Annotated in this window: 16 protein-coding genes; 7 read left to right on the forward strand and 9 right to left on the reverse strand. The window is 55.1% G+C overall.

Annotation, left to right across the window (positions count from 1 at the left end):
• Positions 1-10 precede the first annotated feature (10 nt).
• Together tgt and queA are read right to left on the reverse strand one after the other, a co-directional pair.
• Positions 11-1,138: a tRNA guanosine(34) transglycosylase Tgt gene (gene tgt / locus MUU46_RS05760; protein ID WP_159752343.1), complete on the reverse strand. Its 1,128-nt coding sequence runs from the start codon at positions 1,136-1,138 to the stop codon at positions 11-13.
• Positions 1,139-1,192: 54 nt separating this feature from the next.
• Complete coding sequence (queA, locus tag MUU46_RS05765; RefSeq protein WP_159753477.1) at positions 1,193-2,263, reverse strand: tRNA preQ1(34) S-adenosylmethionine ribosyltransferase-isomerase QueA; 1,071 nt, start codon at positions 2,261-2,263, stop codon at positions 1,193-1,195.
• Between the two features lie 94 nt (positions 2,264-2,357).
• Here queA and acpH point away from each other — a divergent pair, with 94 nt between their 5' ends.
• Together acpH and MUU46_RS05775 are read left to right on the forward strand one after the other, a co-directional pair.
• Positions 2,358-2,939 carry an ACP phosphodiesterase gene (gene acpH / locus MUU46_RS05770; RefSeq protein WP_159752341.1) on the forward strand — a complete coding sequence of 194 codons (582 nt, stop codon included), beginning with the start codon at positions 2,358-2,360 and terminating at the stop codon, positions 2,937-2,939.
• A 169-nt stretch (positions 2,940-3,108) separates the two neighbouring features.
• A complete protein-coding gene (locus MUU46_RS05775) occupies positions 3,109-3,711 on the forward strand; it encodes a peroxiredoxin C (RefSeq protein ID WP_159752339.1) in 603 nt (200 codons plus the stop codon).
• A 77-nt stretch (positions 3,712-3,788) separates the two neighbouring features.
• Here MUU46_RS05775 and malZ read toward each other — a convergent pair whose 3' ends face one another.
• A complete protein-coding gene (malZ, locus tag MUU46_RS05780) occupies positions 3,789-5,606 on the reverse strand; it encodes a maltodextrin glucosidase (RefSeq protein ID WP_258965048.1) in 1,818 nt (605 codons plus the stop codon).
• Between the two features lie 223 nt (positions 5,607-5,829).
• On the opposite strand from malZ, the gene MUU46_RS05785 reads away from it, so the two are divergent.
• Complete coding sequence (locus MUU46_RS05785) at positions 5,830-6,723, forward strand: LysR family transcriptional regulator (protein WP_159752335.1); 894 nt, start codon at positions 5,830-5,832, stop codon at positions 6,721-6,723.
• Here the strand turns inward: MUU46_RS05785 and MUU46_RS05790 are convergent.
• Both MUU46_RS05790 and MUU46_RS05795 read right to left on the reverse strand, forming a co-directional pair.
• Positions 6,701-7,489, reverse strand: a complete 789-nt coding sequence (locus MUU46_RS05790) for a substrate-binding domain-containing protein (protein WP_159752333.1) — start codon at positions 7,487-7,489, stop codon at positions 6,701-6,703. The genes MUU46_RS05785 and MUU46_RS05790 overlap by 23 nt on opposite strands.
• Positions 7,486-8,808, reverse strand: coding sequence for an MFS transporter (locus MUU46_RS05795; protein WP_258965049.1), 1,323 nt, complete (start codon positions 8,806-8,808; stop codon positions 7,486-7,488). Before MUU46_RS05795 ends, MUU46_RS05790 begins: the two co-directional genes overlap by 4 nt.
• Positions 8,809-9,179: 371 nt before the next feature.
• Between MUU46_RS05795 and MUU46_RS05800 the strand changes: the two genes are divergently transcribed.
• Positions 9,180-9,980, forward strand: a complete 801-nt coding sequence (locus MUU46_RS05800; protein ID WP_258965050.1) for a hypothetical protein — start codon at positions 9,180-9,182, stop codon at positions 9,978-9,980.
• 45 nt (positions 9,981-10,025) lie between these two features.
• Here MUU46_RS05800 and proY read toward each other — a convergent pair whose 3' ends face one another.
• The 4 genes from proY to phoB form a co-directional block, all read right to left on the reverse strand.
• Entirely contained in the window at positions 10,026-11,396 is a 1,371-nt protein-coding gene (proY, locus tag MUU46_RS05805) for a proline-specific permease ProY (protein WP_159752329.1), read from the reverse strand.
• A 76-nt stretch (positions 11,397-11,472) separates the two neighbouring features.
• Positions 11,473-12,792 carry a branched-chain amino acid transporter carrier protein BrnQ gene (gene brnQ, locus MUU46_RS05810; RefSeq protein WP_159752327.1) on the reverse strand — a complete coding sequence of 440 codons (1,320 nt, stop codon included), beginning with the start codon at positions 12,790-12,792 and terminating at the stop codon, positions 11,473-11,475.
• A gap of 406 nt (positions 12,793-13,198) precedes the next feature.
• Positions 13,199-14,494, reverse strand: a complete 1,296-nt coding sequence (phoR, locus tag MUU46_RS05815) for a phosphate regulon sensor histidine kinase PhoR (RefSeq protein ID WP_159752325.1) — start codon at positions 14,492-14,494, stop codon at positions 13,199-13,201.
• 21 nt (positions 14,495-14,515) lie between these two features.
• Positions 14,516-15,205 carry a phosphate response regulator transcription factor PhoB gene (phoB, locus tag MUU46_RS05820; protein WP_159752323.1) on the reverse strand — a complete coding sequence of 230 codons (690 nt, stop codon included), beginning with the start codon at positions 15,203-15,205 and terminating at the stop codon, positions 14,516-14,518.
• A 194-nt stretch (positions 15,206-15,399) separates the two neighbouring features.
• Here phoB and sbcD point away from each other — a divergent pair, with 194 nt between their 5' ends.
• The 3 genes from sbcD to araJ all read left to right on the forward strand — a co-directional run bounded on the left by sbcD (position 15,400) and on the right by araJ (position 21,032).
• Positions 15,400-16,602 carry an exonuclease subunit SbcD gene (gene sbcD, locus MUU46_RS05825; protein WP_258965051.1) on the forward strand — a complete coding sequence of 401 codons (1,203 nt, stop codon included), beginning with the start codon at positions 15,400-15,402 and terminating at the stop codon, positions 16,600-16,602.
• On the forward strand, positions 16,599-19,739 hold the full coding sequence (sbcC, locus tag MUU46_RS05830) for an exonuclease subunit SbcC (protein WP_258965052.1): 3,141 nt from the start codon (positions 16,599-16,601) through the stop codon (positions 19,737-19,739). Before sbcD ends, sbcC begins: the two co-directional genes overlap by 4 nt.
• Positions 19,740-19,862: 123 nt before the next feature.
• Complete coding sequence (araJ, locus tag MUU46_RS05835) at positions 19,863-21,032, forward strand: MFS transporter AraJ (protein ID WP_258965053.1); 1,170 nt, start codon at positions 19,863-19,865, stop codon at positions 21,030-21,032.
• Positions 21,033-21,046 lie beyond the last annotated feature (14 nt).

Consider the following 21,046-nt stretch of genomic DNA (forward strand, 5'->3'; position numbering starts at 1 on the left):
ATTATTAAAATTAATCAACGTTCAACGGTGGAACAGTTCGACCCTGACGTTGGTAAAAATCCGTCACAAAGCTCTCTAATTTACCCTCTTCGATAGCCTTGCGTAAACCCGCCATTAAGCGCTGATAGTAGCGAAGATTATGGATGGTATTGAGACGCGCGCCCAAAATCTCATTGCAACGGTCAAGATGATGCAAATAAGCGCGTGAATAATGGCGACAGGTATAGCAATCACACTCAGCGTCGAGCGTGCTGGTGTCGCTTTTATGCTTCGCATTACGAATTTTCACCACGCCATCGGTCACAAACAGGTGTCCGTTTCGGGCATTACGCGTTGGCATCACGCAGTCGAACATATCGATGCCGCGACGCACGCCTTCAACCAGGTCTTCCGGTTTGCCCACACCCATCAGGTATCGTGGTTTGTCTGTCGGAATTTGCGGACACACATGTTCCAGAATGCGGTGCATGTCTTCCTTCGGCTCACCGACAGCCAGGCCGCCGACAGCGTAGCCATCAAAGCCAATCTCCACCAGACCTTTGACCGAGATATCACGTAAATCTTCGTAAACGCTGCCCTGAATAATGCCAAACAGTGCGTTCTTATTATTCAGAGAATCAAAGCGGTCACGACTACGTTTTGCCCAGCGCAGGGACATTTCCATCGAGCGCTTGGCATAATCCCAATCCGCCGGGTACGGCGTACATTCGTCGAAGATCATCACGATATCGGAACCGAGATCGTTCTGAATCTCCATGGATTTTTCCGGATCGAGGAAGATAGGATCGCCGTTGATCGGGTTACGGAAGTGAACGCCCGCTTCGGTAATTTTGCGGATATCGCCCAGGCTGAAGACCTGGAAGCCGCCGGAATCGGTGAGAATCGGCCCTTTCCATTGCATGAAATCGTGCAGATCGCCGTGCAGCTTCATGATCTCCTGACCAGGACGCAGCCACAGGTGGAAGGTGTTGCCGAGAATGATTTGCGCGCCGGTTTCTTCAACTTCTTCCGGCGTCATCCCTTTTACGGTGCCGTAAGTGCCGACGGGCATAAATGCAGGCGTTTCAACAACGCCACGTTCGAAGACCAGGCGGCCGCGGCGTGCGCGTCCGTCGGTAGTATCCAGTTCAAATTTCATTGTTGCTCCTGCGTCAGAAAGACAGTCTGACGTATAAGACCCTGTGCCGCGGAATTATTCCCCAACACGTTCTTGAATAGCCGACGGATTGTACGTGATGTACATGGCATCCCCGTAGCTAAAAAAGCGATATTTTTGTTCTACCGCAGACTTGTAGGCGTTCATCGTGTTTTGATAGCCGGCAAAAGCGGACACCAGCATGATGAGCGTTGACTCCGGCAGGTGGAAATTGGTTACCAGCGCATCAATCACTTTGTACTGATAGCCTGGGTAGATGAAGATTTGCGTGTCGCCGAAGAACGGCTCAATCAGGTCAGTTTTCGCCGCCTGCGCTGCGCTTTCAAGGGAGCGCACGGAAGTCGTACCCACCGCGACCACTTTGCTGCCGCGCGCTTTCGCCGCCAGCACTGCATCGACCACATCCTGAGGCACTTCCGCATACTCAGAGTGCATAATGTGATCTTCAATGGTATCGACCCGCACAGGCTGGAAGGTTCCCGCCCCGACGTGCAGCGTCACAAACGCCATCTCGATGCCTTTCTCACGCAACTTCGCCAACAGCGGCTCGTCAAAGTGCAGGCCCGCCGTCGGGGCCGCAACAGCGCCTGGCTTCTGGCTGTAGACGGTCTGATACAGCTCGCGGTCTGCGTCTTCGTCCGGACGGTCGATATACGGCGGTAGCGGCATGTGGCCGATAGCGTTGAGAATATCCAGCACCGGACGCTCGTCGTTAAACTGCACTTCGAACAGCGCATCGTGACGCGCCACCATAGTGGCATTGATGCTTTCATCGTCGCCGAGCAACAGCTCAGCACCCGGCTTCGGCGCTTTAGAGGCGCGAATATGTGCCAGAATACGTTTATCATCGAGCATACGCTCAACCAGTACTTCAATCTTACCGCCGCTGGCTTTACGGCCAAACAAGCGCGCCGGGATCACGCGGGTATTGTTAAAGACCAGCAGGTCACCAGGGTTGAGCTTGGCAAGCAAATCGGTGAAAGTATCGTGCGTCAGCGCGCCCGTTGGCCCATCCAGCGACAGTAAGCGGCAGCCACTGCGCTCCGGCTGTGGATAGTGAGCAATCAGGGATTCGGGCAGTTCAAAAGAAAAATCGGCGACGCGCATGACGGTAACTCGAGACATAATAAAGAGGCGGGTAGTCTAGTGGCAGGCTGCTTTGGCTGCAACCTGTAAGCCTTAAATACGGATAACGCATACCATGAATTTTCTGGCCCACCTGCACCTCGCACACCTCGCCGACAGCTCGCTGCCGGGCAATTTGCTGGCCGATTTTGTGCGCGGCAACCCGGATGACGCCTACGAATCGGCGGTTGTCAGGGGTATTCATATGCACCGCAGGGTCGATGTGCTGACTGATAATCTGCCGGAAGTGAAGAGCGCGAAAGCGTGGTTTCGTCCCGAAACTCGCCGCGTGGCGCCGATTACGCTCGACGTGATGTGGGATCATTTCCTTTCCCGCGACTGGGCAAAACTGTCGCCGGAAATCTCTCTGCCGGATTTCGTGCGCTACGCACAAACTCAGGTCACACAAATCCTGCCGGACTCACCGCCGCGTTTCGTTAATCTGAATGATTATTTATGGTCTGAGCGTTGGCTGGAACGTTATGCCGACATGAATTTTATACAAAATGTGCTGAACGGGATGGCTAATCGCCGCCCGCGCCTCGATGCCTTGCGCGATTCCTGGCTGGATTTGGACGCGCATTACGCACAGTTAGAAGACACATTTTGGTCGTTTTATCCACGTATGATGGCGCAGGCCAAGGCGCGGGAACTATAAAACTTGCGCTTTATCACAGAATCGCTAAGCTGAAGCAGTTGTTCATATTATAATTGATAGGTAAAACCTGTCTCAACGATTGTCAGCTTCTCATTGAGTCACCTGCTTCCTCTCCCTATACTGGCCCGCGTTGCGTTCCATTAACCTTATAAATGTAGAGGAGAACCTCATGGTTCTGGTAACTCGTCCTGCTCCTGATTTTACTGCCGCTGCTGTACTCGGTAACGGCGAAATCGTTGATAACTTCAACTTCAAACAGCACACCAACGGTAAAGCTACCGTTCTGTTCTTCTGGCCGATGGACTTCACCTTCGTATGCCCGTCTGAACTGATCGCTTTCGACAAGCGTTATGAAGAATTCCAGAAACGCGGTGTAGAAGTGGTTGGCGTTTCTTTTGATTCCGAGTTTGTCCATAACGCATGGCGTAACACCCCTGTCGACAACGGCGGCATCGGTGCAGTGAAATACGCAATGGTTGCGGACATCAAACGTGAAATCCAGCAGGCTTACGGTATCGAACATCCGGACGCTGGCGTTGCTCTGCGTGGTTCTTTCCTGATCGACGCTAACGGCATTGTACGTCACCAGGTTGTGAACGATCTGCCACTGGGTCGTAACATCGACGAAATGCTGCGCATGGTTGACGCGCTGCAGTTCCACGAAGAGCACGGCGAAGTGTGCCCGGCTCAGTGGGAAAAAGGGAAAGAAGGCATGAACGCGTCTCCAGCAGGCGTGGCTAAGTACCTGACTGAAAACGTCACCAGCCTGTAATCGGCCTGGTTTCGTTAATCAAAAAGCCTGCTAATTTAGCAGGCTTTTTTGTTTTTCGTGACCCGTCCTGAGACCTGTTAATGACCAAACCACACACTGGCAGAAATGGCCGGTAGCGAAAGCACATCATCATGCAGCGTGCCTTTGCCCTCTTTCAGCAGCCACTCTTTGACCGCCAGTAACGGAGTCGCTTCCAGCACCACTTCGCACGCTTCGCCGCGATTAATCGCCACCAGCACCCGCTGCTGCTTCAGCACCCGAACAAACACCACCACGTTATCTTCGGCGTAAATCACCTGACAGCCGCCGTGGCGTAGGGCCTGCGTCCGGTGACGCAGTTTGGTCATACGCTGATACAACGCGAGCAAGTCACCGTCCTGCTGCGCTTTGTCCCACGGGAACGGCTTGCGACAGAACGGGTCGTTGTTGCCATCCAGCCCCACTTCGTCGCCGTAATAAATACACGGCACACCCGGCCAGGTGAACAGCCACACCACCGCCAGCGGCAGGCGTGCCACATCCTTACCGAGCAGTGATTTAAAGCGTGCGGTATCGTGGCTATCGAGCTGATTAAACATCCGCAGCTGCTGCTGATGCGACAGGCTGGCGCGGTAGTTATCCATCCACGCCATGCAGGTTTGGGCGTCAATCATCTGCGGATCGTAGGAAATATCGGTGTTGGCGAGGAAACCCCACAGCGGGAAAGTGAAGCCGCGATAGTTCATCGCCGCATCTTCCGCATCGGCCTGCAGCCACTGGCGAGCATCGCCAAAATGTTCGCCAAGCACGTAAGCTTCAGGGTGGGTCTCTTTTGCCGCTTTGGTGATGCCCGCGATGTGCTGCAAATTGTTCCGCGCGCCGCCCGCTTCGCCAAGCATATGCACCACATCGAGCCGCCAACCGTCCATACTCCACGGCGCTTTCAGCCAGTGGCGCACGATACTGTCTTCGCCGCGATACACTTCATTAATCAACGTTTCAGAGCTGAAATCCAGCTTCGGCAGGCTGGCGTAACCGAGCCAATCCAGCGCCTGCCCTTCGTCGGAAAAACTGTACCAGTCGCGCCAGTGCGAGGATGGATTGTGGCACGCGCCGTCGGTGCCGCGATTGTGTCGATCGAACCAGGCGTGCGAATCGCCGCTGTGGTTAAACACGCCGTCGAGGATCAGACGCATCCCCTCCCGGCGCGTATTGTGCCGCAGGCGCAGCAATGCCTGATCGCCGCCAAACTGCGGATCCACATGACGATAATCTTCGGTGTCATATTTATGCACACTGGGTGCGACAAATACCGGATTAAGGTACAGCGCGGTGACACCTAGCTTTTTCAGGTAGGGTAGCTTTTCGCTGATCCCATCCAGATCGCCGCCGTAAAACGTCGATCCCCCCGCCTCCGCCGTTAACGGTTCATCCCAGTCGCGCAGGACAATCTCGTGCCCGGCCGCGTGATGGTAATAAACGTTATCCTGTTCGTCATTCCGCGGTTCGGTACGGGCAAAGCGGTCGGGGAAAATCTGATAGAACACCTGATCGGCAACCCACTGTGGGCCATTATCCGGCACATCGACCGCAAATTGCTCCAGACGCGCCGGAGGGAAATGACTAAAACCCTGCGGCGTAAACCAGCGCTGGCGGTTTTCCCACAGCAGTTTAAAGCTGTAGCGGCGGCGCGACTGACCAATGCTTAAATCGATTTCCGCACGCCAGGCGGTAACGCCGGGATACGGTTCACTGCGCAGACGATGCATCGGCAGCGCAATTTCCTCATTGTCTTCCTCTGCCCGAAGCGTGACCCGCAGTGGTGGCATTTCACCGCTCAGCCACAGCGTAATTACCAGTCGGTCCTGCTGCTGTTTCAGGAACGGTGCAACAGGAAGATGCCATGCCTTCAACATCGTCATTCCCCTTTGTTCAAAATACGTTCACCTTGCCACAGTCAAGCTGCGTCCGACTCATCACTATGACGTCTATTGGGGGGAGGATGCCGGAGGATGAGGGCGAAGAATAGCGGAATTTTCCGGCAGCGCGGGCGGGAAAATGAAGCAGAAGGAAGGCTCCTTCCTTACAGATATTTACGATACACTGCTTGTTACTGAGTTGTTATCAAAGAGACGCGCAGTGCCCAATTTTGATTTACAGGACCTGTATGCCTTCACGGCATTATGCGAACACGGCAGTTTTCGATTTGCTGCCGAAGCCATCTGCATCTCACAATCAGCGCTCAGCCGCCGAATCGAAAAACTCGAATCGGCACTCGGTGTGCGCCTGTTTGACCGCACCACCCGACGCGTCACGCTGACACAGGTTGGCAGAACTTTCGCGCCACGCGCCCGGCAGTTACTGAGCGATTTTGAAGATGCGTTAAGCGGCATCAGCGACCCGATGTTTTACGGCAGCGGTGTAGTCACCGTAGCCTGCATCCCTTCTGCCGCCTACTATTTCATGCCAAAAGTGATCGCTCACTTTCGCAGTCGTTTTGCCAAAGCACGAATCAAACTGGTGGATACCAGCGCCGGAAATGTTTATGCCGCCGTCCACAATCGACAGGCCGATTTTGGCCTGAGCTTTCTCTCCAGCGAAGAATCAGACCTGACGTTTATGCCGTTGGTGGACGAAACGTATCGGCTTGTGTGTCGCCAGGATCACCCGTTCGCGCAGCTTTCCTCTCTGAGCTGGCAGGACTTTTTTAACGCCGATTACATCTGGCTGAGCAAATCATCTGGCAACCGCCATTTACTCGATCAGGCATTAGGCGACATCGCCGTTCGCCGCCCTGCGGTGTGTGAAACGCGCCACGTCACCACCATGATTGGCATGGTCGAGGCCGGACTTGGCGTTGCCGCCGTGCCATCCATGGCCTTTCCTGAAAGTGGTCACCCGCTGCTGGTGCAAAAACCACTGATTGCGCCGGTTATCAAGCGCCAGGTCGGATTAATCAAGAAGGCAGGCACCACGCTCTCACCGCTGGCAAGCGAGCTGGAAACGCTCATCACTGGCTTGTTTCAGCCTTAGCCGTTAACGGATCCAGTCCGGTTTCGCGAACGACTGCCTGCGCATTCGGTGAGGCTAAATAGCGCAAAAGCTGACGGGCGTGATCCTGATGTTGAGCGCCATCAACCACGGCACCTGAAAAACGCGTCACGTACTGGACGGGCTCTGGAATGCGCCCGACAAACTCGGCGCCTTTTTCAGGCAGCAGTTCGCTCACCTGCTGCAATCCGACGGCATAATCCCCTTTTGCCACCACCGAGGCGACCGGCGTTTTCTCAATCATTTTCGCCTTCGACTTCACTTCATCACTAATGCCCAGCTGGCTGAATAATTTCGACTGTACGTAACGCCCGCTGGCGCTGTCGGAATAAGCGATAGATTTGGCGTTCAACAGCGTGGCCTTTAGCGCCGCCACGGTGCTGATATCCGGTGCCGTCGCGCCCGCAGGCACCACCAGGCCAATGCGTGAATCGGCCAGCTCTGTCCGGCTGCCAGCGGCTATTTTTCCATCCTGTTGCAGTTTATCCAGCGCGTAACCGACCATAATCACCGCATCCGCAGGCTGCCCCGCTGCCAGTCGGCGTGGAATGGCCTCGGCTGAATTGCCCATCGACGGACCATGAACGATGCGGATCGTGTCGCCGGTTTTGGCCTCATATTGCGGTGCCAATTTATCGAGTGCCGCAGAAAATCCACCAGAGATCATCACCGTGACTTCGTCGGCCTGCGCCCCGAGGCTAATACTCCCGACAACGGCAATGGCTATACAGAGTGTCTGACGCTTCATCGCGCGGCTCCATGGTTGAATGATTTAGGGGAAGGCGTGACCTGCTCCGTCACGCGATGGTAGAGATACAGCGTGGCGAGCAGTGCACAGATGGCTGCGAAGCTCATCCAGTAACCGGGCGCGGCTTTATCGCCGGTGAAGTGAATTAGCGCAGTCGATACCGCAGGCGTGAAACCGCCAAAAATCGCGGTCGCCAGGCTATACGCCAGCGAGAATCCGGCCACGCGGACTTCAACGGGCATGATTTCGGTGAGCGCCGGGATCATCGCCCCGTTGTAGAGGCCATAAATAAATGACAGCCACAACAGCACCGCCAGCATCATGCCGAAACTCGGGGCGTGCGCGAGGATCGAGAGTACTGGCCAGCTGGTGAAGATCGCCAGCAGTGTCATCGCAACCAGCACCGGTTTACGGCCAAAGCGATCAGAAATAGCCCCGCCAATCGGCAGCCAGATGAAGTTGGAAACCGCCACCAATAGCGTCACCAGCAGGCTGTCGGAGGAGCTCAGCAGCAGGACTTTTTTACCAAACGTTGGCGCATAGACAGTTATCAGGTAGAACGCGGTGGTGGTCATCGCCACCATCAGCATACCCGCCACCACCACGCGCCAGTTCACCAGCAGGGTTTTCATCGCCTCGTTCAGTGGCAGATGCTCTTTGCGCGAGGCATAGGCTTCGGTTTCCGCCAGTTGACGACGGAGAACAAAAATAAAGGGCACAATCAAGCAGCCGACGACAAACGGAATACGCCAACCCCAGTCATGCAGCGCCCCGGCGTCCATAAATTCGTTGAGCATAAACCCGAGCGAAGCTGCCACCATGATCGACACCTGCTGACTGCCTGACTGCCAGCTGGTGTAGAACCCTTTGCGGCCCGGTGTGGCGATTTCAGCCAGATACACTGACACCCCACCAAGCTCTGCACCCGCAGAAAAGCCCTGCAACAGACGGCCACACAGCACCAGGAACGGCGCCCACAGGCCAATCGTCTGATAACCGGGGATCAGCACAATCATAAAGGTGCCTGCCGCCATGATAGACAGCGTGACGATAAGCCCTTTGCGGCGACCGACTTTATCAATCCAGGCCCCGAGCACCACTGCGCCAATCGGGCGCATCAAGAACCCGGCGCCGAACACCGCGAAGGTCATCATTAACGATGCAAATTCGCTTTCAGCAGGGAAAAACGTGTGGGCGATGTAGGTGGCATAAAAGCCGAACAGGAAAAAGTCGAACTGTTCCAGAAAGTTTCCCGACGTGACGCGCAAAATCGCCATAGCCTTTGCGCGGAACGACGCATTATCTGCAAAAAAAGGCATCTCGCCCTCCGATAGTCAACCAGATCATTAACATATTTAACTTTTCATCAACTATGAGAATGCGTGATTTCAGAGGACGGAATAAGTGCATTTACTGCATGGATTCATGCGCCTCACGCATGAATCCAGCGTCAAGTCAGCCGGGTGGCGGTGGCGGGCCAATTCAGGAGGATCTGGATTGCTCAGCAAGGATGTCTGTTCCGTGAACACTGCCACATTTATCGGCCATGTCATCTCAATGAATGCAGAAATGACGAAGTTTACCCCCAGTTCCGGCAGAAAAGGCAATCTGCCTATATAGTTAACGTTCTGAGCGATAAGGAATATTGCTGATCACATCCGTATCTGACACAACAAATCTGGGTGAATGTATGCGTACTACGCTGTTATCAGTATTGATCATTGCTCTCGGGGGTTTCTCCAGTGCAACGTTTGGAAAAGCAGGCACCGTAAAAACGAATAGCGAAAAATCCGATGATGATCCTACCCGTGTGACAACACAGGTGGGGGTGTCCTGGTCCGATGATTATGACTTTGATGACAGCGACGTCACGTTTTCTGGGTCTCTTGCGCTGGATGAAGCCCGTAAAATCAACGCCAGGATCAACAGTGATGCCTCTGAGTGGCGGGTCGGGGGTTCATGGCTATTTCCGATTGGTATTTTTAATTTCAATATCGGCAAGAATGATTTCTCTAACGGCGCGTCACAGACCAACTACTCGATCGGCACATTCCTGCCCCTGAGTTATTTCGGTTTTGAACCTGCTGGTTTCCAGATCTTCCCCATGGCAGGTTATACCTATAATACGGGTGATGCCGTAGAGTGCAGTCGCCAGGCACAGGATGCCTGTTCACAAGAGGGGTTTAATGGCTCACCTTCGCCTGAGAATGGTTTTGCCCCTACTGATATTTCCGGGAGCAGCGGTTATCTGGGCGCTTTTGTGCTTAAGCCGTTGTCCACTCAGTGGCGGCTGATGGCGTTTATGGCGGGATCTTATGGTTCGAAGAACGATGCCGGAGACAATTATTCTGGTTATTTTGGCGGGATAGGCGCGGGCTATTCGATCAACACGCATCATTCGCTCAGAGCCATGACCTATATCCAGGATAACAATACCTATATTTCTAGCCCGGATAAGCGCCTGTTGTTAGCGTATAAATATCAGTTCTAAAGCCCGGGCTGAACCCGGCGGCGAACGCGCCGGGTTGAACAATGATTACGCGCAGGCCCGCAGGCGGTCGTGCCGTGTTTTAAACTGCCAGCCAATCAACAACAGCACAATCCACGCTAAGCCAACGTACAGTGAAATACGAGTGTCCGGGTGCCAGCCAATCAGCACGATGATAAACACCAGGAACAGCAGGCCAACGATCGTCGTGAACACGCCGCCAGGGACTTTAAACTTCAGGTCCTTCCGCTCTTCCGGCGACAGGCGACGGCGGAACGCAATCTGCGATAGCAGGATCATTATCCACACCCACACGGTTGCGAACGTCGCCAGGGAGGCAATCACCAGGAACACGTTTTCCGGCATGATATAGTTCAGGTACACCGCCAGCAGCAGCGCGACGGTCATGACCGCCACCGTCACCCACGGCACGCCGTTACGAGAGGTTTTAGCAAACACCTTCGGCGCACTCCCCTGCTCCGCCATGCCGTGCAGCATACGGCCCACGCCAAAGACGTCGGAGTTAATCGCCGACAGCGACGCGGTCAGCACCACGAAATTCAGGATACCTGCGGCAAACGTAATCCCCATGTGCTGGAAGGTCATCACGAACGGGCTTCCGCTGGTACCGACCTGGTTCCATGGGTAAATCGACATGATCACAAACAGCGTGCCCACATAGAACACCAGGATACGCATCGGCACGGAGTTAATCGCACGCGGAATGGAGGTCTGCGGATCTTTCGCTTCACCGGCGGTGATGCCGATAATTTCAATCCCGCCGTAGGCGAACATCACCATTTGCAGCGACATCACCATACCGAGCCAACCGTGACTGAAGAAGCCGCCGTTGCTCCACAGGTTGTGGATGCCGGTTGGCTGTCCGCCGTTGCCTATCCCCCAAATGATGATGCCGAAACCGGCGATGATCATCACGATAATAGTGGCGACTTTAAAGAACGAGAACCAGAATTCCAGCTCGCCGAAGACCTTCACGCTCATCAGGTTGATGGAGCAAATCAGCAAGACGACGCTTAGCACCCAAATCCAATGCGGTACCGCCGGGAACCAGACGCCCATGTAAATGCCGAATGCGGTGACGTCGGCAATGGCCACGATCAGGATTTCAAAACAGTAGGTCCAGCCGGTGATGTAACCCGCGAGCGGGCCTAAGTTGTCCTGCGCATAGCGAGAAAACGAGCTGGCAGACGGGTTGTGCACCGACATTTCGCCAAGTGCGCGCATGATGATGTAAGCGGCAACGCCGCCAATAAGATACGCCAGCAGCACGCTGGGACCGGCCATTTTGATGGCATCTGCCGATCCATAAAAAAGACCGGTTCCAATTGCCGATCCGAGCGCCATAAAGCGGATGTGACGGGCGGTTAGCCCACGCTTTAGCTTGTTGTTGGTTTCCATAAATTCCACTGCCTGTACAAAAAACAAAACCACGGAGCCAATGGCCCCGTGGTTAATTTCAATCCTCGCCCGCTAATTAATGCGCGCTGGAGGTCACCTGACGGCCTGCTGCGCGATCCCATCCCATTGCCAGAACAGCGGCAATGATAGTCGGCATCAGCCACGCCAGACCTTGCTGAGCCAGCGGCAGATGCGTGGTCCAGGCTGGCAGAATATCGGCGAATGCAGAGGCTTTAACACCGTCCAGCAGACCGAACACCAGGCTGATAAACATCGCCGGGGCAATCACGCGGGACGAATTATGCCACCAACTGCGGGTAAAACTTAATACCACCAGTGCGATACATGGCGGATAAATCGCTGTCAGCACCGGAATCGAAATCTGAATCAGGTGGCTGAGGCCCAGATTGGACACCACCATCGAGAACAGACCGAGGATAAATACCAGTGAACGGTAAGACAGCGGCAGGTACTGAGAGAAGAACTCGGCACACGCTGTGGTCAGGCCAACCGCAGTCACCATGCAGGCGATGAAAATCAACGCCGCCAGCAGGAGGCTACCTGCACCACCAAAGGTGTGCTGAACGTAAGCGTGCAGAATCGCGGCGCCGTTTGCGTTCTGATCGACCAACGTCGCGCTGTCTGAACCCAGACGGAACAACGCCAGGTACAGCAGCGTCAGGCCGACGCCCGCCATCAGGCCAGCCCAGACGGTGTAACGAGTCAGCAGACGCGCTTCGGTCACACCGCGAGAGCGTGCGGCGTTAACGATAACAATGCCGAATACCATTGCGCCAAGGGTGTCCATGGTCAGGTAGCCGTTGACGAAACCGTTGGAGAACGGCGCGGTCTGGTAGGCATCCAGCGCATGGCTGATAGAGCCTGCAGGCCACATCAGCGCAGCAACTGACAGCACCACCAGGGCGATAATTTTCAGCGGTGCCAGGAAGTTACCTACCGTATCGAGCAGTTTGCCCGGATACAGCGACACCAGAATGACCAGTGCGAAATAGATAATGCTGTAGATAAGCAGCGGCAGTGGGCCGTCACCGGTCAGCGGCGCGATACCCACTTCGAAAGAAACTGTTGCGGTACGCGGTGTGGCGAACAGTGGCCCGACGGCGAGATAACACACCACCGCCAGCAGAATACCGGCCACTTTACCGATTGGCGTGCTGAGGCTATCAACGCCACCGCCGACTTTCGCCAGTGCGACAATCGTCAGAACCGGCAGGCCAACGCCCGTTATCAGGAAACCAAAGGCCGCAGTCCAGACGTGTTCGCCAGCCTGCAAACCCACCATAGGAGGGAAAATAATGTTGCCTGCGCCGACGAACAACGCAAAGGTCATAAAGCCCAGGGCGATGATATCGCGAGATTTTAACTGATGGGTCATAAACTCTTTACTGCCTGTGGATGTGGTGTTGAAAGTAAAAACGTCGTTTTATTCCTGTGGAACAGAACAACGGTAAGAGCGAGCAAAGCAGTGGGAAATACTCCCGATAATCACGCACGAAGAATTGTTATTGGGTTTAGCGCGCGAAAGCAGTCAGACTGCAACTGTACTGGGGCAATTTAAACGCTTATAACGTTTTAAAGCAATAAGGGATCGCAAAACCAGAGGATTATAGCAACATCGAATCACCAGTTAGCATGATTAACCATATATCAGAAAAACCTCTGGCTAATCATGCGAACAAAAAAGCAACAGGCGTTTGAAAATTATCCACCGTTTGGTTAACTGGAAAGCAAAAAAACCGGCTTTCGCCGGTCTTTGTCAATCTTTCCTGACACACGAATCATCAGGTGCTTTTTTTGGCAATCAAACGTTCCGGCAGTAAGAAACTGAAGCGGGTGTTTTTACCCGGCGTACTTTCGATATCGAGGCGACTTTCGTGATGATTTACCGCATGTTTCACGATTGCCAGCCCCAGGCCGCTGCCGCCGGTTTGCCGCGAACGGGCTTTATCGACGCGGTAGAAGCGTTCCGTCAGGCGCGGAATATGCTCCGGCGCGATGCCAGGGCCGTTATCTTCCACGCTGAACAATGCGCCGTGCGGCTCGCGCAGCCAGCGTACGGTAATTTCAGTGCCTTCCGGCGTATGATTCACCGCGTTATACACCAGGTTCGACATCGCGCTACGCAGCTGCTCTTCGCTGCCGAGCACCTGCAGTGAATCCTCAATGTCGAAATGCAGGATGTGCTTCTTATGGCTGAGTGTCTGCGCCTCGCGTTCAATTACCCTGAGCATCATCGGCACGTCGATGATTTCATTTAATGCCGCCAGCGGGGCCGCCTCGATGCGTGACAGCGTCAACAGCTGGCGCACCAGGCCTTCCATACGCTGGGTTTGCTCACGCATGGTGTGCAGCGCTTTTTCGCGCGGCGCGCCTTCCAGCGTTTGCTCCTGCATCATCTCCAGATAGCCCTGTAGCACCGTCAAAGGCGTACGTAATTCATGGCTGACATTGGCGAAGAAATTGCGGCGAGCGCCTTCCAGCTGGTGCATCTGAGTAACGTCACGCGCCACCAGCAGCAGCTGTTGTTCACTGTAAGGCATGACGCGAATTTCCAGATGCCGCCCGGTGTTGAGCACCAGGTTGAGCGGTCTGGTGAAATCGCGAGATTTGAGATAGCGGGAAAATTCAGGGTAGCGCAGCAGGTTGAGGATGTTTTGGCCGTTATCGTCCGGCCAGCGCAGATTCAGCATCTGCTGGGCCAGACCGTTACACCAGAACATGGCCCCTTCTTCGGTGGTCAGCACTACCGCATCGGGCAACGATTCAGCCCCACTGCGAAAGCGTTTGATCAGGCTCCCCAGCTCACGACGGCGCTTTTTATTACGCATCTGCATCTGGTGCAGCCCGTACAGCAGCGGCTCCCAGCTGCCTTTGCCCGGTGGCGGCGTCATACTGCGGTCAACCCACAGCCACCATGAAAGTTGCAGTAAATTCCAGAAATGCCAGATCAGCAATCCGGTCACCGCCGCCAGTAAAAACCATGGCAAGTACCCGAATAGCGCCCCCAGAATGAGGGCCGGAATACAACAGAGGATCAGCTCAAAAACCAGCCTTTTCCATGACAGCCGTTCAAGCACGGGTCACACTCCAGTCAATTGTCAGAAACGGGCGGAGAAACGATATCCCGTGCCGCGAACGGTTTGTACCATTCTGTCGTGACCACTGTGTTCCAGCGCTTTACGCAGACGACGAATATGAACATCCACCGTCCGGTCTTCTACATACACATTGGTTCCCCAGACGTTATTCAGCAGCTGTTCGCGGCTGTATACGCGTTCCGGGTGAGTCATGAAGAAGTGCAGCAATTTAAACTCAGTAGGCCCCATGTCCAGCGGGTTTTCGCCGGTCATGACACGGTGTGAAGTCGGGTCAAGGCTCAGGCCCTGCATTTCGATCACTTCTTCTACCGCCATCGGCGAGATACGGCGCATGACAGCTTTGATACGGGCCACCAGCTCCTTGGGGGAGAAAGGTTTGGTGATGTAATCGTCGGCGCCGGTTTCCAGGCCGCGCACGCGATCTTCTTCTTCGCCACGCGCGGTCAGCATCACTACCGGAATATCGCGCGTTAACGCTTCGCGCTTGAGGTGTTTGATAAACTGAATGCCTGAGCCGCCTGGTAGCATCCAGTCGAGCAGGACTAAATCAGGCCACGGCTCGTTCAGTTGGTTTACGGCACTGTCATAATCGTCTGCTTCTACAGGCTGAAAGCCATTTTGCTCCAGGACGAAGCACACCATTTCGCGAATTGGGGCTTCATCTTCAACGACCAGAATACGTCTCGCCATTATAAATCCTGTGTTATTAGTTATGTGCCTGGTTTGCGGCGTCATTATGCGTCAGATTTATGACAGATTTATGAATAAGATGACCGTTTTATGATAGTGCTCTTCGCCATTATGACACTGAAAGAGTACAGCCATCGCCCTGATATCGTTAACCGTTTATACTGACGCACACGCTTTTCCGCCCTGGGTTTATTATGCGCATCATACACACCTCCGACTGGCACCTCGGCCAGAATTTTTACAGCAAAAGCCGTGCCGCTGAGCACGACGCTTTTCTCGACTGGCTGCTGGAAACAGCGCAGGCGCAAGAGGTGGATGCCATTATCGTGGCCGGTGATATTTTCGATACCGGTTCACCGCCGAGCTACGCGCGCGAACTCTACAACCGCTTTGTGGTGAAATTGCAGCAAACCGGCTGTCATCTGGTGGTGCTGGCGGGGAACCATGATTCCGTCGCCACGCTCAACGAATCCCGCGATATTCTCGCGTTTCTGAACACCACCGTGGTCGCCGGAAGCGGGATGGCCCCTTGCGTGCTCAACCGTCGCGATGGGACCCCCGGGGCGATTTTCTGCCCGGTGCCGTTTCTACGTCCGCGCGATGTCATCGTCAGCCAGGCCGGTTCCTCCGCCGGGGAAAAGCAGCAACATTTATTACAGGCCATCACTGATTACTATCAGCAGCAGTATCAGCAGGCTTGCGAACTACGTGGCGATCGCCCGCTGCCCATCATCGCCAGTGGCCATCTGACCACCGTCGGCGCCAGCAAAAGTGACGCGGTACGTGACATTTATATCGGCACGCTCGATGCCTTCCCGGCGCAGAACTTCCCGCCGGTGGACTACATTGCCCTCGGCCACATTCATCGGGCGCAAAAAATTGGCGGCAGCGAGCACATTCGCTACTGCGGCTCGCCGATTTCCCTGAGCTTCGATGAAACCGGCAAAGCAAAAGCCGTCAATCTGGTGAGTTTTGATAATGGAAAACTGGCGAAAGTAACGCCGCTGGAGGTGCCGGTGACGCAGCAATTGGCGGTGCTGAAAGGCGATTTCGCCAGCATCAGCGAGCAACTGACACAGTGGCGAGATGGCAATGCCGCCTCGCCGGTATGGCTCGATATCGAAATCACCAGCGACGAATATCTGCACGACATCCAGCGAAAAATTCAGGCCCTGACCGACGAACTACCGGTTGAAGTACTGCTGGTGCGCCGCAGTCGTGAACAGCGCGAGCGCATTATGGCCAGCGAACATCGCGAAACGCTGAGCGAACTGAAAGTCGAAGAGGTTTTTGCGCGTCGCCTGGCGCTGGAAGAGCTCGAAGCGCCACAGCAGCAGCGCCTGCATCAGTTGTTTAACGAAACGCTGCACGCCCTTTCCGGGGAGGAACAGCCATGAAAATTTTGAGTCTGCGGCTGAAAAACCTCAACTCACTTAAGGGCGAGTGGAAAATTGATTTCACCGCCGAGCCTTTCGCCAGTAACGGCCTGTTTGCCATTACCGGCCCGACCGGCGCGGGCAAAACCACCCTGCTGGACGCCATCTGTCTGGCGTTGTACCACGAAACGCCGCGCCTCAGCACCCTGTCGCAATCGCAAAATGACCTGATGACCCGCGACACCGCCGAGTGTCTGGCGGAAGTGGAATTCGAAGTGAAAGGCGTGGCCTATCGCGCCTTCTGGAGCCAGAACCGCGCGCGCAATCAGCCCGACGGCAACCTGCAAGCCCCGCGCGTGGAGCTGGCCCGCTGCGACGACGGTAAAATTTTGGCGGAAAAAGTCAAAGACAAGCTGGATTTAACCGCCTCGCTGACCGGCCTCGACTATGGGCGCTTCACGCGCTCAATGATGCTTTCTCAAGGCCAGTTCGCCGCGTTCCTCAACGCCAAACCGAAAGAGCGCGCCGAGTTGCTCGAGGAGCTGACCGGCACCGAGATTTACGGCCAAATATCTGCAATGGTGTTTGAGAAGCATAAAGAATCCAAAACCGAACTGGAAAAATTCCAGGCGCAGGCTTCGGGTATGATTTTGCTGAATGATGAGCAGCAGCAGGCGTTGCAGCAACGTTTGCAGGCACTTACTGACGACGAACAGCAGCAGCAGAATGAACAGCTTCGGGTCCAGCTTTGGCAGCAATGGCTGACGCGCGAAACAGAACTGCACGCTGCAGAGCAACGCACGCAGGCCTCGCTAAGCGCCGCGCAGCACGCGCTGACTGCCGCTCAGCCGCAGCTTTCCGCACTCGCCCAGTCATTACCCGCAGACAGACTTCGCCCAATGTGGGTTCGTCTGCAGGACAGCCAGACTGCGCTGACGCAAACCCATCAGCAAACCGAAGAAGTGAATACTCGCTTACAGAGCCAGCTGGCACTGCGCGGACGTTTACGGCTTAGCGCCGAACGCCAGCAACAGCAATGGCTGGTCAGCCAGAAAACCCTGAACGAATGGCTGGCGGCGAATGAACGCTATCGCCACTGGCAACTCGAACTGACCGGCTGGCGCGCAGCGTTTACACAGCAAACGCGCGAAGCCGCTCAATTGCAGACCCTGACCCAGCGAGAAACTGAATTCACGCACCAGCTCAATGCCCTGCCGCCCGCCTCGCTCACCCTTAATGAAACGGCGGTGGCAACGGCGCTGGAACAACACGCTGCCGCGCGCCCGCTTCGCCAGCAACTGAACGCGCTGCAAAGCCGTTTTCAGCCACTGCAAAAGCGCCGCCAACAGCTGCAACCAGTGCTGGTTCAGCGCCAGCAAGAGCAGGAAAAAGGCGAAGCCGAACTTGCCCGCCGTCGTCAGCAGTACAAAGAAAAGTTGCAGCAGTTTAACGACGTCAGAACCCTGTGCGAGCAGGAAAAAATCATTGCCAAACTCACCGATGAACGTGCGCGTTTGCAGCCTGGCGCGCCGTGCCCTCTTTGCGGTTCGGCGGAACATCCGGCAGTCGCGGAATATCAGGCATTAAAGCCGGGTGTCAACGAAGCCCGTCGCGATGCGCTTGAAAAAGAGGTCAAACAGATTGGCGAATCCGGGGCCAGCCTGAAAGGCGAACTCGATGCGCTGGTGAAACAAATTCAAGCCGAGCAAAGCGAGCTACAGTCGATCGCCGAGCAGGAGCAAGCGCTCACCTCTCAATGGCAATCGACCATCGCTGGTTTGCAGATCTCCCTCACCCCTGACGATGATATCGGCGGCTGGCTGAGCGAACAGGAAAACTACGAACGGCAGCTTTATCAGCACAGCCAGCGTTTGAGCTTAGAGCGTCAGATGCGCGACCTGAAAACGCAGCGCAGCGCACTGGAGCAGGAAATTGCCGAGCGCCAGCTGACGCTGGGTGAAATGCTGAACGGCTTTAGCCTGACGCTTCCCGCTCAGGGTGAAGAAAACGCCTGGTTGGCGGCGCGCGAGGCCGAAAGTCAGCAGTGGCAGACGCAGAGCGAACAGCAGCAATCCCTTGAACATAAACTCGCACAGCTTCAACCGCTGCTCGACACCCTGCCCACGGCTGCACCACAGGAAGATGTCACTCCGATGGCGCTGGACGGCTGGCTGCAGCTGCATCACGACTGCGTATCGCTGCAAAGCCAGTGGCAAACGCTGCAGCAACAGGAAAGTCAGGCACGCGAACGCCTGGCGCTGGCGCAAACAGAGTTTGGCGCCGCGCTGGAAAGCAGCCAGTTTACCAACCAGGACGCTTTCCTGGCCGCGCTGCTGGATGACGATACGCGCCAAAGACTGGAGCAGTTGAAGCAGCAGCTTGAAAATCAGCTTCAGCAACAACAGGCGCTGGCGTCGCAGGCGCAGAATGAGCGAGTTCAGCATCAGCAGCTGCGCCCGGATGATTTACCGGAAACGCAGGACCGCGAACAGGTGCAAACGTTGCTGACCCAACTGGCGCAGCGGCTACGTGAGAACAGCGCTGCACAAGGAGAAATCCGCCAGCAGCTGAAACAGGATACGGACAATCGGCAACAACAACAGGCGCTAATGACGCAGATTGACGCCGCCGCGCAAACCCTTGAAGACTGGGGCTGGCTGAATACGCTGATTGGCTCCAAAGAGGGCGACAAATTCCGTAAATTCGCGCAGGGACTGACGCTGGACAATTTAGTGTGGCTAGCCAACGAGCAGCTGAGCCGCCTGCATGGACGTTATCTGCTGAAACGCAAAGCCAGCGAAGCGCTGGAACTGGAAGTAATGGACACCTGGCAGGCCGACGCGGTGCGCGACACCCGCACGCTGTCCGGCGGAGAGAGCTTCCTCGTCAGCCTCGCGTTGGCGCTGGCGCTGTCCGATTTGGTCAGCCATAAAACGCGCATTGATTCGCTGTTCCTCGACGAAGGTTTCGGCACGCTCGACAGTGAAACGCTGGATACCGCGCTGGACGCGCTCGACACACTGAACGCCAGTGGTAAGGTTATTGGCGTGATAAGCCATGTGGAAGCGATGAAGGAGCGGATCCCGGTGCAGATTAAAGTGAAGAAAATTAATGGACTGGGATACAGCAGGCTGGATAAAATTTTTGCTGTTGAGTAATGACGTAGCAGTTTCGTCAATATAGACAGAAGAATAAGCCCTTGGTTTAGCCCCGCTTTTACCTCAAGCTGGGCTTCACTACGCGGCTGATGTTCCGCGCGCCTTCCCTCGCAACGAGTCAGTATGAAAAAAGTCATCTTATCTTTAGCGTTAGGCACGTTCGGTCTGGGCATGGCTGAATTTGGTATTATGGGCGTGCTGACTGAGCTTGCCGGCAACGTAGGCATTTCTATCCCCATGGCCGGACATATGATTTCCTGGTATGCGTTCGGCGTGGTGCTGGGGGCGCCGGTCATCGCCCTGTTTTCCAATCGTTTTTCCCTTAAACATATCCTGATTTTTCTGCTGGCCCTTTGCCTGGTCGGTAATGCGATGTTCACCCTGTCCTCGTCTTACTGGATGCTCGCGGCAGGCCGACTGGTCTCCGGCTTTCCGCACGGTGCCTTCTTTGGCGTCGGCGCTATTATATTGTCAAAACTCGCCAGCCCCGGAAAAGTGACGTCAGCCGTCGCGGGGATGATCAGTGGGATGACCGTCGCAAATCTGCTCGGCATGCCGCTCGGCACTTGGCTTAGCCAGGAATTTAGCTGGCGCTACACCTTTTTATTGATAGCCATATTTAATATCGCGGTGATGGCCGCGGTTGCCTGTTGGGTGCCCAATATTACTGATAACGCCAGAACCAAATTGCGTAATCAGTTTCACTTCCTGAAATCACCCGCTCCCTGGTTTATTTTCGCGGCGACTCTCTTTGGCAATGCCGGTGTCTTCGCATGGTTTAGCTACATCAAGCCGTTCATGATGACGGTAGCCGGTTTTTCCGAAGGGAAAATGACGGTGATTATGATGCTCGCGGGGCTGGGAATGGTGTCGGGCAATCTTCTGAGCGGTCGCTTATCCGGAAAATTCTCTCCGATCAGTATCGCCATCGTGACGGATTTAATTATTGCGCTTTCGCTGGGCCTGCTGTTTTTGTTTGGCGATGGTCAATTCGCGTCGCTCAGTCTGACATTTATCTGCTGTATGGGGCTTTTTGCGCTTTCCGCACCGTTGCAAATTTTATTGCTGCAAAATGCGAAAGGAGGCGAAATGCTGGGTGCCGCCGGGGGACAAATGGCCTTTAATCTTGGGAGCGCAGTCGGCGCTTACTGTGGCGGGTTGATGCTGACGGCGGGTTTTGCCTACAACTATGTGGCGCTCCCCGCGGCCCTTCTGTCATTTTTCGCGATGTCTTCGCTGCTGCTGTATGCGCACCTGAAACACAAGCCAGAACCTGCATTCTCCTCAATCTGAATTCTGCCCTGTTG

Origin of the sequence: Scandinavium tedordense, assembly GCF_024764965.1 — a bacterium.
Classification (GTDB): Bacteria; Pseudomonadota; Gammaproteobacteria; order Enterobacterales; family Enterobacteriaceae; genus Scandinavium; species Scandinavium tedordense.